Below are 14,113 nucleotides of genomic sequence, written 5' to 3'. Positions count from 1 at the left end.
ATGGTATTCTTTTTTTTAGAATATGAGTAGAAGTGTTCCATTAGTACAGATTAGGCTATCCAAGCTGTTCCTATCGAACGAACTATTGGGATAAAAAGTATGATGAATGGCGAGGTAATATGATGAGGAACATAAAAGTCGGTGTAATTGGAATCGGTCATATGGGCAGGACCTATGCGCTTCAATTGGATAAGGGCCTGATAGAGGGTGCAGTGTTAACGGCGGTTTGCGGCCGAAATCAGCAGCTTGCTGATATGAAAGAGCAAGTGACAGGAAATGTCCAATATTACCAAGATGAAGATGCATTTTTTCAAGAATCAGGGATTGATGCGGTGATTATTGCGACACCCCATTTTAGTCATCCAGAATTAGCCACAAAGGCATTTGCCAACGGGATACATGTTCTCGTTGAAAAACCGGCAGGGGTCTATAGCAAGCATGTCATCGAAATGAATGAGGCGGCCGAAGAGAGCGGCAAGGTATTTTCGATTATGCTAAATCAACGGACAAACCCGCTCTATCAAAAATTACGGGAACTGATTCATGCGGGGGAACTGGGGGAAATAAAACGGACCAATTGGGTCATCACAGATTGGTACCGGTCCCAAAGCTATTACGATTTAAGCAGCTGGAGAGCGACTTGGAAAGGGGAGGGGGGCGGCGTTTTGTTAAACCAAGCTCCACACCAACTGGACTTGTGGCAATGGATAACCGGCCTTGAAATAAAGCGTGTTCATGCATTCTGTCACTATGGCAAATATCATGATATTGAAGTGGAAGATGATGTGACTGCCTATGTGGAGTATGGAAATGGGGCGACAGGCGTATTTATCGCTTCAACCGGGGAAGCTCCTGGAACGAATCGCTTTGAAATCGCCGGCGACCGCGGAAAAATGGTAGTAGAAAATAACGCCCTAACTTTTTACAAACTGGCACAATCAGAACGAGAATTTAACGCCACATATAAAGGCGGCTTTGGAATGCCGGAATCCAATAGAATTGATGTACCAGTGGATGGTAATAATCCAGGCCATCTAGGAATCATTCAAAATTGGATCCATGCCATTGTGCAAGGAACACCTCTGCTTGCACCTGGTGAAGATGGGTTACATAGTGTAGAAATTGCCAATGCGATTTATTTGTCATCCTGGATGAACCAGAGCGTTGATTTCCCTGTAAATGCGGATCTTTACTACGAAAAATTACAAGAAAAAATCAGACAATCGTCGAAATGAGCGGGATTGATCAAATAGGTCAAAAAAGTGCCCATATGCTTTAGGGCACTTTTTTTGTTTAACTTTTAGCTTTGTTATATCTATTGGACTATTTGAGGTCGTTATATTCTTTTTTCAGTTCGTCAGCAGTTTTGTCAATCTGCTCTCCCCAATGGTCGTTGATCCTATTAAAAACAACCTTACCCTCCTGGTCCATCATTGCGTAGCCCCTATAAGCGACATCACCATTTTTCATCCCCATAAGTTCAATTAATTCAAAATTCGGATCGGAAACAAAGGTGAGGCTGTGACCATAATTTTCTTCCAGTTGTTTATATAATTGGTATTGTTCTTCCGGTGAATCCTTGCTAATAATGTACATTTGAACATCCATGTCTTCAAACTTATCGAGATTTCCATGCAACTGAACCAGCTGCTGTGCACAAAGTCCTCAGGTATAGGACGTAATAAAAAAGAATACCGTCGGTTTTTCTTGAGGAAATGTTACTTCGTCCAGGTCCTGATTTAATAATGTAACGGGCTCGCTGAGTGTTTTTTGTCCGCACGCAGATAATAGAAGAAAGGATGCGAGGAACAATATCCATATTTTCGGCTTCATGTTAAACTCCTTACTATCATGATTTAAGGCAATATCCCTATAATTGTAGTGTAAACCTAATCATCTATCAATATCATTGCTTTATGCCGAAAAGGGCCTGTTCCTCCTGCTTTTTTAACATGCGCAGGAAGTACAGGCCCCCAAAATTAGGCTAGCACAAAATGCCCGGGTTTCACCTCTTGCAAAGCATATTGACTGAAATCAAAACGAGGCATTTCCGGCATTTCTTGCTTTAGTTTGTTCGTCTCGACTGCAGGGTCGGGAACCGGAACAGCAGCCAGCAGCGATTTCGTGTACGGATGGAGCGGATTGCTGTATAGCTCTTCACTTTCAGCAAGTTCAATAATTTTTCCGGCATTCATCACAGCCACACGGTCGCTGATGTGTTTGACCATCGAAAGATCGTGGGCGATAAATAAGTAGGTCAGCCCTAGCTTTTTCTGCAGGTCTTTTAATAAGTCCACGATTTGAGCCTGCAAGGATACGTCCAACGCAGATAACGGTTCATCACATACAATGAATTTCGGATTAACCGCAAGCGCTCGGGCAATTCCGATCCGCTGCCGCTGACCGCCTGAAAATTCATGTGGGAATCGATCCGCATGTTCTTTTTCCAACCCGACAAGTTCCAATAACTCGTTAACTCGTTCTCTTCGTTCGGCTTTGTTTTTTACCAATTTATGAATATCCAAGGGATGTCCGATAATATCCAGCACCTTCATGCGTGGATTAAGTGAAGCATAAGGATCTTGGAAAATAATCTGAATTTCCTTGCGCAGCTGCTTCAATTCTTTCTTATTTAATCGGTTGACCGCCATCCCCTTATAAAGGATTTCTCCTTCCGTTGCCTCTTGCAAACGTAATAACAGTCTGCCGGTTGTCGATTTTCCAGAGCCGGATTCCCCAACGAGCCCTAGCGTTTCACCTGGCTGTATCGAAAAACTAATCGAGTCTACCGCTTTTAACGTTCTTCCGCCGCCAAGCGGATAGACTTGTTTTAATTTCCGTACCTCAATTAACGGGCGTCCCGGATTGATATCTTCGGGTAAAGCGATATTACCCTTGGGATGTTTCTTTTCATCTAACCGAGGCAGGGCGTTCAAAAGCTTTTTAGTATAAGGATGCTCCGGTGAGGAGAAAATCTTATCCGTGGTATTCCTTTCGACGATTTCGCCATTTTTCATGACAACAACCCGGTCACACATCCCGGCAACAACCCCTAAATCATGGGTAATTAAGATGATCGATGTGCCAAACTGCTTTTGCATTTTTTTCATTAACCGTAAAATCTGCGCTTGAATCGTGACATCGAGAGCGGTAGTCGGCTCATCGGCAATCAATAGCTTTGGCCGGCAGGTGAGTGCCATGGCAATCATGGCCCGTTGCCTCATACCTCCTGAAAACTCATGCGGGTATTGATCGTAGCGTTCTTCCGGGTTTTTTATGCCGACGAGTTTTAACATTTCGATAGATTCTTTCCTCGCTTCTTTTACGGAAAGCCCCTGATGTTTGATTAAGACTTCATCGATTTGTTTACCTACTTTAATGGTAGGGTTTAATGACGACATCGGATCCTGAAAAATCATACTGATTTCTTTACCGCGGATTTTTTCCATTTCACTATCTATAAAAGTAGAGATAAGTTTTCCGTCAAATTCAATCGAGCCTTCTGTCATCAAGGCCGGGGGAGAAGGAAGCAGCTGCATGATTGTCCTAGCCGTCACACTTTTCCCAGAACCGGATTCACCCACAATCCCGAGTGTTTCTCCTTTGCGGACATCAAAAGTAACCCCTTTGACCGCTTCGAAAACTTCATGATTAGACAGGAAAGAGATATGCAAATTGTTGACTGATAATAATTTGTCCATGTCGAATAGCCTCAATTTCTAGTAGTAATATTATTGTATTTTTTTAAGTTGACATATAATCATTTTATTAATATACTTTTCACTGTTACATATAATATATACTAAACTACTCGGAATTATCAACAATAAAAAATGTCCTAAGGGGGTGAGTATTTGCTTTCGGAAAAGGGTCAAAAAAATGAACAAACACCGTTTCGTTTTGAAAAGAATTATTTAGGAATCATAAAACAGCCATTATTCAAGTACTTATTGATCCTGCTCGGACTTCCTGTTCATATGGTGACCTGGCTCATTTATCAACTTAAGTATAAACCTTCATCCTATGGGCATTTACTCCAAAAAGAGAAAAAAGCAGTGCAACAGTCTCCTGTATACGACCAATGGATTGACCGTTATGAAGATCAATACAAAAGTAAAATGCACTATTTTAATAAATCGATAGATGAGCAAGAGATGCGCCGTGAAGCTAGAAAACTAGCGGATATACAAGCTGAGGAAATGGCTAAAGCTCGTTTGTCAGAGGAAAATATCAAAGATGCCGCCTATCTGCCATTCTTTGGAGAGCGTTTAAGAAATCCAGCCTTCGTTAAGGTTAGTTTTATACCGGGAATCTTAATGTATTTGTTCTTATGGGGCTATTCAAGACCGATGCTCCGATATATACTCGAACGGCTAGTGATGACGATTTTCGTTATTATATCGGTAGCCATCTTCGTCTTTACGATTTTATATTTTTCACCGTCAGATCCGGCAGCGAACATTCTGGGTGAGGCAGCTACGATGGAGCAGCGACAAGAATTTAATCATCAATACGGTCTCGATCAACCGTATTTGGTGCAACTTGCTGATGCAGTCAAAGGAATTATCACCTTTGACTTAGGGTTTTCCTACACAGGAAATGAGAACATTGCAGCAAGCATCGCCAATAAGTTCCCCATTACATTAATAATCGCGGTATGTTCCTTGTTGATGGCCGTCGTGGTGGCGATTCCAATCGGCATCATTTCTGCAGCGAAACGGAATTCCATCTGGGACTACAGTTTTATGTTTATTGCACTAATCGGGTTGTCGATTCCGAATTTTTGGCAGGGATTGGTTTTCATTCTGAACTTCTCGATTAAATGGCATTTGTTGCCGGCAACCTATTCACCGAATGATTGGCTGTCGATCATCATGCCGGTCATGGTCCTTGGTACAGGACTGACGGCATCGATTGCTCGGATGACACGTTCATCCATACTTGAAGTCATCAATGAAGATTACATCGTGACGGCGAAGGCGAAAGGGCTTAAGCCTAGAAAAATTCTAATCCAGCACGCCCTAAGGAATGCGATGATTCCAATCATTACGGTGATTGGCTTGCAGTTTGGAGGAATGCTCGGCGGCGCTGCCGTTACGGAGAAGGTCTTCAATATTAGCGGTCTCGGAAGCTTTATCGTCGATAAACAATTTGTTCCGGACACTCCATCGATTTTAGCAGGGGTTGTCTATATTGCGATTACGATCTCTCTTGTAAACCTTGTGGTTGATATTATCTATGCTTTATTAAATCCGAGAATCCGTTCTCAGATGAAAAGTTCTTAAGAGGTGAATGGAGTGACAACACAACAGGAGTTTGCCCTAAAACAATCACAACAATATAAGAATGCAAATTTTTCAGTGTGCCTTTCATTCGCATTAACCTTGCTCTTCCTCTTTAATGCTTATGATTTTGCACAAGGGACCTGGAATTTCGTCTGGGGAATCGTAACGGCTGCTTATTTTGTTATATCCATCCTGCAAGGGGCCATTGCCCTGCTTCTAAAAAAAGATTTATTGACTTATGGGGCGATCCAGAAACGCACAAGACTACTGAGTGCTGTTCAACTGCTCAGTTTATTTGCAGGGAATCTTTTTACTGCGGCATTTGCCTTTCGAATGTTGAAAAAGAAGGATTCGATTGAGTATACCCTTGCTTACTATATGTTCCTGACACAATTTCTGGTTTTCGCGATTTCCCTGTTCAATTTGTTTAAACCATATGTGTCAAATCTATTCATGCCCGCGATGATCCTGCTAATCTTCGCAATGGTAATTGAACTCTTTTTGGTCATCATCCTGGCAAAAACGGATGTAGAACAGGGTGTAAAGCCATTATTGAAATGGCTGGGCATCATCGTTTTTTTGACTGGTTTAACTGGGAATGTCTTTGGTTTGATTCTAGGTTATAGCTTGGTGATGAAATCACGAAGCAATGATGCCTCGACCATCGATAAGTGGAATCAATTCTGGATGAGCATGACGAACAACTTTACGGCCATGCTGGGCTTTTTATTCGTGTTTTTAATGTTGGCGATCTCAATCGCCAGCTACGGAACCTTTGTCAGTTCCTTTGCGACAGAAAACGACTACGGTGCACTCCTTTTGGAACCGAGCTTGGCACATCCCTTTGGTACCGATAATTTCGGTAGGGATGTTTTCTCCAGAATCGTTTTCGGTGCGCGGATTTCCTTGGTGGTAGGTTTGTTGACGACCTTGATCCCACTTGTCATTGGTGGTTTTTTAGGAGCCATCTCGGGCTACTATCAAAAATCGATAGATAATATCATCATGCGTTGCCTTGATGTGTTATATGCCGTCCCAGGCATTTTGCTGGCGATTGCGATTATTGCGGCATTTGGATCGAGTACCTTTAACTTAATCATAGCATTAAGCGTCGGCTCGATTCCGACATATGCACGAACGATGCGGGCGAATGTCTTGATTGTTTCCAATCTTGAATTCGTTGAGGCAGCCAAAGCATTAGGTGAAAACGAATGGAAAATTATTTTTAAACAGATTGTTCCAAATGCGTTTGCGCCAATGATTGTGAAAGCTTCGTTAACTATTGGCAGTGCTGTTATTGCGACAAGCTCCTTAAGTTTTTTAGGCTTGGGAGTGGAACCGCATATTCCGGAATGGGGAAATATATTAAAAATCGGCAGTATGTATCTGGAAACCAATCCACATTTAGCCATTTTCCCTGGAATAGCCATTATTCTGTTGGTCCTTTCCTTTAACTTCCTGGGGGATGGTTTACGGGATGCGTTGGATCCAAAGTTAGATTCGTAGATTTATTTTTTTTAATAGATCACTTTTAAAAAAATCACAACGGAGGTTGAACAGAAATGAAGAGATTAGGTTTTCTGCTAGCAGCATTCATGTTATTTATCACAGGCTGCGTTAAAACTGAATCAGATGTAAAAGATGATGCTAAATCAGCTCCAAAAGGGAAAGCACCAACGATTGAAATTTTAGGGATGTCTACAAGCGAAGATAGTATGAACATCTTGCGAGACCAACTGACTAAAAATGGTTTTGAGGTAAAGCTAAATATCCAACCGGATTACGGCAGCTTTACGGCTCAAAAAGAAGCTGGTAACTACGATTTATCGGTAAATAGCTGGACAACCGTAACAGGTAACCCTGATTATGCCGTTCGTTCATTATTTACTTCAGACGGTGACAATAGCTTATTTGCTGATAAAAAAGCGGATGAGTTAGTAGGCAAAGCGGCTAAACAATTACCTAAAGAATACCAAAAAACATACAAAGAATTAGAACAACACGTGGTTTTAGACAATGCCTACATTGTACCGATGTTTACTTCCTATAAAGCTCAAGCGGTTAACAACCAAGTAGTGAATGAATCAACTGTCCGTTTGCCAAAATCAAGGGCACAGGTTTGGGAAAAATACGACTTCGTCGACCCATCCAAACGCGCTAGCCAGCCGTTGATCGTTCATCAGCAGATTGCTTCTTTAACATCTTTAGACCCGATTAAAGGGAATGACGGTTCAATCAACACGTTAAATACAAACATGTATGTACGTTTGGTAAACCTAACTGACGATGACAAGGTTGTATCTGATGGTTCACTTTCTTTAAATCACGCGATTGCTGAAGGAAGCAAAGACTACTACTTCCTGCTGCGCGATGATATTCATTTCGCGGCTGTTAACAACAAAAAAGCGGTAGATACGGGTGAACGTGTTGGGGCAGAAGATGTAGTCTTTTCTCTGAACCGTGCGAAGGATCAAAAATCTGTTCCGGACCATCGTACTTACAGTCTGCATGAAAATATGGACTCCATCTCCATCATTAACGATTTAAGCGAGCTTGATGGAAAAACAGCAGATGGAAAAACCATCCGTAAAGCATTAGAAGCAGGAATTAATGGAGAAATTAAGCAATTAGTTACCGACAAAACGCAAGCAAATAACGAGTCTGGTGCGTACCAAGTCGTAAAAATAACAACTGTGAATCCATTCCCGCAGGTATTGAACTATCTGGCTCACCAATCTGCCGGCATTGTTTCGAAAAAACAAGTGGAAAGCATCAATACCTATGATGTAGCAAACTTTGATATCAACAAAGATGTGCCATATGGCGACCAAAGAACGATAACAGAAGGTGCAAGCTACAACAATCACCTTTATGCTAGCGGTCCATATATTTTAACTTATAAAAATGATTATGAAGCTCATTTTGTAAAAAATCCTGCTTACATGCCGGGTACTGAAAATGAAGCAAAAGTAAATGAAATTGTTGTGAAATTCATCCAAGATGCAGACAGTGCTTTATCTGCACTGCGGAACGGTGAAATTCATATCTTCAATGGTGTGCCGGAAACAAAATATAATCTTGTAAAAGAAGATAAAAAATTAACGCTGCAACAAAACAAGAGTAACGGGGTTTCCTACCTTGCCTTCAACATGAAAGGACGCGAAGTTTCTAAAAGCGTGGCATTACGTAAAGCTATTCTTTACTCTGTAAACCAAGATGAATTCATTAGCTTCTACCAAGGAAACAAGATGAAGGCTGTTTCGACGGTAAGTCCTCTAGTCGACACTGGTTTAAAAGTGGTGGCAGACAGCAAAAAAGCGAAAGAATTCTTAAATGAATATTTGAGCAATAAATAATTGATTTATTAGCCGAAAATATGCATGCTTTTATTGTTGCATATTTTCGGCTTTTTTATATTTAATGCGGGCATTGGCGACCGAAATCATAGAGATAGTAAAAATATAGAAAAAGTCTATGACTATGTTAAAAAGGAAATAAGAGAAATTATTGATGATAGTAAGGAGCTGCATATTTACATGACAATACAAATAAACCAGTGTAACCTTGGGGATTTGCGCACTCTTCAAGAAATAAGTATTGAAACTTTTAACGAGACATTTAAGGATCAGAATTCACCTGAAAATATGGATGCCTATTTGGAAAGGGCATTTAACTTAAACCAATTAGAAAAAGAATTATCCAATAGTTCATCGCGATTCTTTTTTGTCTATTTTAACAATGAACTTGCAGGCTATATAAAGGTCAATATCGATGATGCCCAGTCCGAAGAAATGGGCAATGAATCACTTGAAGTCGAGAGGATTTACATAAAGAGCAAATTTCAAAAGCATGGTCTAGGTAAAGTTCTGTTAAATAAAGCGATAGAAATTGCGACGGAACGCAATAAAAAGAAAATCTGGCTAGGCGTATGGGAAAAAAATGAAAATGCCCTTGCTTTTTATAAGAGATTGGGATTTGTTCAAACAAGTGCTCACTCTTTTTATATGGGGGATGAAGAACAAACGGACTTTATCATGACCAAAATACTCAATTAAGTTTTTAAAGGGCAGATAATTATATCAAATACTAATATTAAGCATAGTGTTCGATTTATAATGATAAACAAGAAATTGTAGCTAAATCGAAAGCAATCATATTTCGCACAAACTTAAAATAAGCCTGAGTTCCATACGGAGCTAGGCTATTTTTTTTGAAAAAAACACCGAAAATACGGGACAAATATTAATTTTCAGTTAAATGATACAAAAAAAACCATACACTTTTCGAAAGACGTTCCGCTGGGCGTGTTATCACATTGGTTATCATTGAGTTTGCTTCATATCCATCCCAATACTTTAACATGCCACAAGAAAGCTCCAACTCCACCGCAGATTTTAAGACGACGCCATATCCCATTCCTTTGATAACAAACTGCTTTACTGCCTCCGTTGAAAACAGTATCTTTGTCTCCAGCTTATCTATTAAATAAGGAATGTCAGAAGAGATAAATATAGTTTTTGAATCGATCGGAAATGGAGGCTGTACTCCTATTAATCGATCTTCGGAAATTTTACTTACTCTTAGTGAAAAATGATCCACCGGAGGCGTTAAGGTGATCCCGATATCAATATTCCCGGTTTTAACTAAACCTTCAATGTCCTGATCTTCTCTAATTTCCAAATCGACAGTAATATTGGAATGACTTTGATTAAAGGAAAGGATCATTTTGGGTAATAAATAGGTCCCCAATACTTGCGAAGTACCGACAACAATTCTCCCCCGGCTGCCTTCCTGAAACTCCTCCATTGCTCGATATACTTGCGCCTCTAAAGACAGGATTGTCTCAGCATATTCCAGTAAGGTCAAACCACCGTCTGTGGCTGCAATATTTCTCCCAACTACGGTATATAAGTGGACGCCTACATCCTGTTCAAGCCGTTTTAGCATCATTGAGATCGCTGGTTGGCTGACATGGATTTCTTTTGCTACTTGGCTAATATTCCCCATTTCCATAACTCTCTTAAAAACAGATAAATGATGGGTATTCATAAAATATCACACCTATAATACTTTAGTTATACTATTATAAAAATAATTATATTTGTATTATACCTTTTTCGCTGTCAAAATAAAATTATTGAGTGAAAGGAGCATAAAAGATGAACCTAAAAGAAATAAAAACTCATTTCCCGATTTTGAACCAGTCTGTTAATGGACACCGTTTAGTATATCTTGATAACGCTGCCACCTCACAAAAGCCGAAAGCCGTAATTGATGCATTGGAAACCTACTATCGAACTTACAATGCAAATCCACACAGAGGGGTCCATACTTTAGGGGTGAAAGCAACAGATGCCTACGAAGATGCAAGGGAAAAAGTAAAAACGTTTATAAACGCAAAGAAAACGGAAGAAATTATTTTTACACGAGGAACGACTTCTTCGTTAAATTTGGTGGCTCAAAGTTATGTGGGGGAATTTCTCAAAGAGGGCGATGAAATTTTAATTACCGAGATGGAGCATCATAGCAATCTGATCCCCTGGCAGCAGGCGGCTAAAAAAATTGGGGCGGTATTAAAGTATATTCCTCTGTCATCAGATGGAATGGTCGATTTGAACAATGTAAAGAAATCGATCACCGCTAAAACAAAATTTATTTCAATTACACATGTTTCAAATGTATTAGGAACCATTAATCCGATAAAAGAAATCGCCAAGCTGGCACATCAACAAGGCGCAGTCATTTGCGTCGATGCCGCCCAAAGCGTTTCCCATCTTGAGGTAGATGTCCAAGACCTTGATTGTGATTTCCTGGCTTTTTCTGGGCACAAAATGATGGGACCAACTGGAATTGGCGTGTTATATGGCAAAAAAGAACTATTAGAGGCAATGCCTCCAGTTGAATTTGGGGGAGAAATGATTGATTTTGTCGAGTTGTATGACTCTACTTGGAAAGAGCTTCCCTGGAAGTTTGAAGGCGGCACACCAATCGTTGCGGGAGCTATCGGTCTTGGGGCTGCCATCGATTTTTTGGGGCAAATTGAACTGGAAACTATTCGACTTCACGAAAGAACACTAACCAGCTATGCGTTGGAACAACTGTCCACCATTGAAGGGATTTCCATCTATGGGCCAAAAGACACTGAACAAAGAGGTGGATTGATTACATTCAATGTTGATCATGTTCACCCTCATGATTTGGCAACCGTTTTGGATTCAGAGGGAATCGCCATTCGCGCTGGACACCACTGCTGCCAGCCATTAATGAAATGGTTAAATGTATCGGCAACGGCCCGTGCTAGTTTTTATTTCTACAATACGGAGGAAGACGTTGATTCACTTATTAATGGAATAAAAACAGCAAAAGCCTATTTTGAAGAGGCATTTGTACTGTAATGCAGCAACACGTCTAAGATCTTTTGATAAAAGTTCACGAAATCTAAATATTTAACGCTTGCCAGCAGCATTTGTCCATTGAAAAAAAGTTTTATAATGAAGGTAATCGATTTTTTTCATGGAAATGGAGTTGGCAAGCACATGAAGCATGTTGTCATTACTGGGAGCACTAGAGGTATTGGCTATGGATTAGCTCGGGAATTTTTATTGACAGGATGTCGGGTCATGATCAATGGACAATCACAGGAAAGTGTTGATACTGCATTGGATAGTCTTAGAAAGATTATTTCAGGTACAGTGGAAGGGTTTGCAGGAACGGCCGCCAAACGGGATGAATTGGAGCAATTATGGAATTACGCCGAGCAAAAGTTCCGTACGATTGATATTTGGATTAATAATGCCGGAATTGACCAGGAGCGAAAGTTCTTTTGGGAATTGGACAAAGAGGCGTACGATCAGGTTATTCATACCAATCTTAAAGGTGTCATGAATGGCTGCCATGTAGCGTTTAATCATATGTTAAAACAGGGCTATGGCCAGATTTTTAACATGGAGGGCTTTGGCAGCAATGGTATGATGCGCGAAAAGATGACGTTGTATGGAACGTCAAAAAGTGCCGTCAGCTATTTTACCCGCTCTTTGGCAATTGAGGCCAAGCAGACAAATATAAAAGTCGGTACGCTAAGTCCCGGGATGGTCGCCACAGATTTTTTACGAAAATCGCTTGATGACCACAATCGGAAGATTTTCAACATCTTGGGTGACAAGGTCGAACCGGTCACGAAATTCCTTGCCGAGAAAGTGCTTGAAAACCAGGACAATGATGCAAAAATCCAGTGGTTGACCAAACCGAAGGTCATGTGGCGGTTTGCCAGCTCGATGTTTACTAAGCGGGATATTTTTAATTAATGTTAATTTTGTTCTAGTAGCAAAAATCCTTAGATTAATTTCTAAGGGTTTTTTGTTTCAATCATATAGATGACTAAAGGTTTTGAATGAAGAGAACATCCCATTGGGTCAGCCTTATTTTGCTGGCATTTTATTACCTAAATGGCAGATGGGAATAAATATATCCTAAATTTGGAAACCTATTATAAATGGTTCCTGTAGGTGAATTTATGAATAACTACACAAACGACAACACCGCCAGAAGGTATAAAGCCCATGTTAGTATTTTAGGAACTACACAACTGCATTTGAGAAATCCTTATATTATTGCTTGGTGGTCCGCAGCGTTTCCAGGATTCGGGCACATGCTTTTATCTAAATATCTTAGAGGATATGCATTATTTATTTGGGAAGTTTTCGTTAATATTAAAGCCCATGTTAATTCAGCCATGATTTATTCCTTTCAAGGGAATATTGACAGGGCAAAAGAGGTAATAGATACAAGCTGGCTTCTTATGTATATCCCTGTTTACCTTTTCGGTATTTGGGACAGTTATCGTACAACAGTTGATATGAACAAGGTCTATCTTTTAGCCGAGCGAGAGGAACACCGTTTTAATACATTTTCATTAGGAACATTAGAGATTAACTACCTAGATAAACGAAATCCCGTCATTTCAGTCATGTGGTCTTTGTTCGTGCCTGGTCTAGGACAACTATATATACATAGGATTTTAACCGCTGTATTTGTCATCATATGGTTAGTGGTGTTTTTTTACTATTCGCATGTTCAGGAGGCGGTCGTACTCTTGTTTTTAGGTAAAATCAAAGAAGCAACCTCTGTTTTAGAGCCTGAATGGCTCCTTTTTCTCCCTTCGCATTATGGGTTTGCTATATATGATTCTTATATTAATACGGTTGAGAATAACAAACTTTTCGAGAAAGAGTTAAGGTCCCACTTAACCAAGAATTATCAATCGGAGGGTTTCAAAATACTAAAAGGACAAAAAGTGAAGTGATCGATGTGCAGCTATTTTCAACATTTGAAACCACTGGATTTTTAGAAATGGCCATTTCAACTTTAGAAAAAAGAGGAATAAAAAAAGAAAGTATTTTTGCTATCCCTTTGGATAATAGAGCAGAAGACCGTAAAATCATTGATAATCTTCATCGCTCAGATGGAACAAGCCTGATTGATATTGGAATGGGGCTTGCAACTGCTTTTTCAGTTATTGGAGCAAGTATTGGGTTTACATTAGCCTGGGGACCCATTTATTGGGGACTGATAGGTGCCTTTGTTGGGTTTGTTTTAGGATTTGCGATTCGGCTTTTCATGGAATTGGTTATAAAGAAAAAGAAAAGAGTTTTAAATGGAAAACGCTCGGAAGTAATCTTAATTGTTGATTGTAAAGAATCGCAAGTTGATTTAATAGAAGAAATACTTTGGAGCCATTTTGCATTAGGAGTTGCAAAAGTAAAATGAATGAATCGATATTTGTAGAACATATATAAACATAAACTCTTGAAGTGTACTCTAGCAAAAGG

The 14,113-nt window shown here is 40.0% G+C and carries 11 protein-coding genes and 1 pseudogene; 9 read left to right on the top strand and 3 right to left on the bottom strand.

All coding sequences use genetic code 11. The features are described from left to right. Positions 1–122 precede the first annotated feature (122 nt). The gene (locus M3234_RS11540) at positions 123–1,235 is read left to right on the top strand and encodes a Gfo/Idh/MocA family protein (protein WP_262304867.1); all 1,113 of its coding nucleotides are present in this window, start codon (positions 123–125) and stop codon (positions 1,233–1,235) included. Positions 1,236–1,323: 88 nt separating this feature from the next. Here the strand turns inward: M3234_RS11540 and M3234_RS11535 are convergent. Further along, positions 1,324–1,650 (bottom strand): annotated as a pseudogene (locus M3234_RS11535) (redoxin domain-containing protein); the annotation flags it as partial. A gap of 329 nt (positions 1,651–1,979) precedes the next feature. Next, complete coding sequence (locus M3234_RS29275) at positions 1,980–3,701, bottom strand: ABC transporter ATP-binding protein (RefSeq protein ID WP_285858406.1); 1,722 nt, start codon at positions 3,699–3,701, stop codon at positions 1,980–1,982. 153 nt (positions 3,702–3,854) lie between these two features. Between M3234_RS29275 and M3234_RS11515 the strand changes: the two genes are divergently transcribed. The 4 genes from M3234_RS11515 to paiA all read left to right on the top strand — a co-directional run bounded on the left by M3234_RS11515 (position 3,855) and on the right by paiA (position 9,340). After that, positions 3,855–5,285 (top strand): ABC transporter permease, encoded by a 1,431-nt coding sequence (locus tag M3234_RS11515; protein WP_262304864.1) that lies wholly within the window; start codon positions 3,855–3,857, stop codon positions 5,283–5,285. A 12-nt stretch (positions 5,286–5,297) separates the two neighbouring features. After that, on the top strand, positions 5,298–6,791 hold the full coding sequence (locus M3234_RS11510; RefSeq protein WP_262304863.1) for an ABC transporter permease: 1,494 nt from the start codon (positions 5,298–5,300) through the stop codon (positions 6,789–6,791). A 56-nt stretch (positions 6,792–6,847) separates the two neighbouring features. Next, positions 6,848–8,641 carry an ABC transporter substrate-binding protein gene (locus M3234_RS11505; RefSeq protein ID WP_262304862.1) on the top strand — a complete coding sequence of 598 codons (1,794 nt, stop codon included), beginning with the start codon at positions 6,848–6,850 and terminating at the stop codon, positions 8,639–8,641. A 180-nt stretch (positions 8,642–8,821) separates the two neighbouring features. Beyond that, on the top strand, positions 8,822–9,340 hold the full coding sequence (gene paiA, locus M3234_RS11500; protein ID WP_262304861.1) for a spermidine/spermine N(1)-acetyltransferase: 519 nt from the start codon (positions 8,822–8,824) through the stop codon (positions 9,338–9,340). A 187-nt stretch (positions 9,341–9,527) separates the two neighbouring features. Here paiA and M3234_RS11495 read toward each other — a convergent pair whose 3' ends face one another. Further along, positions 9,528–10,334, bottom strand: a complete 807-nt coding sequence (locus tag M3234_RS11495) for a LysR family transcriptional regulator (RefSeq protein ID WP_262304860.1) — start codon at positions 10,332–10,334, stop codon at positions 9,528–9,530. A gap of 110 nt (positions 10,335–10,444) precedes the next feature. Between M3234_RS11495 and M3234_RS11490 the strand changes: the two genes are divergently transcribed. From M3234_RS11490 to M3234_RS11475, 4 genes are all read left to right on the top strand, one after another. Then, on the top strand, positions 10,445–11,680 hold the full coding sequence (locus M3234_RS11490; RefSeq protein WP_262304859.1) for a cysteine desulfurase: 1,236 nt from the start codon (positions 10,445–10,447) through the stop codon (positions 11,678–11,680). Between the two features lie 78 nt (positions 11,681–11,758). Continuing rightward, positions 11,759–12,589 carry an SDR family oxidoreductase gene (locus tag M3234_RS11485; RefSeq protein WP_262304858.1) on the top strand — a complete coding sequence of 277 codons (831 nt, stop codon included), beginning with the start codon at positions 11,759–11,761 and terminating at the stop codon, positions 12,587–12,589. 209 nt (positions 12,590–12,798) lie between these two features. Continuing rightward, positions 12,799–13,587, top strand: a complete 789-nt coding sequence (locus tag M3234_RS11480; protein WP_262304857.1) for a hypothetical protein — start codon at positions 12,799–12,801, stop codon at positions 13,585–13,587. Between the two features lie 5 nt (positions 13,588–13,592). After that, positions 13,593–14,051 (top strand): hypothetical protein, encoded by a 459-nt coding sequence (locus M3234_RS11475; RefSeq protein WP_262305010.1) that lies wholly within the window; start codon positions 13,593–13,595, stop codon positions 14,049–14,051. The last annotated feature ends 62 nt before the right edge of the window (positions 14,052–14,113 follow it).

Source organism: Neobacillus niacini (genome assembly GCF_023715785.1).
Lineage (GTDB): Bacteria > Bacillota > Bacilli > Bacillales > Cytobacillaceae > Neobacillus > Neobacillus niacini_E.
This window is presented reverse-complemented; position numbering and strand designations above follow the sequence as displayed.

Coding starts and splice junctions, on each gene's coding strand:
- M3234_RS11540 (WP_262304867.1), top strand. CDS start 123: ATGAGGAACATAAAAGTCGGTGTAATTGGAATCGGTCATATGGGCAGG.
- M3234_RS29275 (WP_285858406.1), bottom strand. CDS start 3,701: ATGGACAAATTATTATCAGTCAACAATTTGCATATCTCTTTCCTGTCT.
- M3234_RS11505 (WP_262304862.1), top strand. CDS start 6,848: ATGAAGAGATTAGGTTTTCTGCTAGCAGCATTCATGTTATTTATCACA.
- paiA (WP_262304861.1), top strand. CDS start 8,822: ATGACAATACAAATAAACCAGTGTAACCTTGGGGATTTGCGCACTCTT.
- M3234_RS11495 (WP_262304860.1), bottom strand. CDS start 10,334: ATGAATACCCATCATTTATCTGTTTTTAAGAGAGTTATGGAAATGGGG.
- M3234_RS11490 (WP_262304859.1), top strand. CDS start 10,445: ATGAACCTAAAAGAAATAAAAACTCATTTCCCGATTTTGAACCAGTCT.
- M3234_RS11480 (WP_262304857.1), top strand. CDS start 12,799: ATGAATAACTACACAAACGACAACACCGCCAGAAGGTATAAAGCCCAT.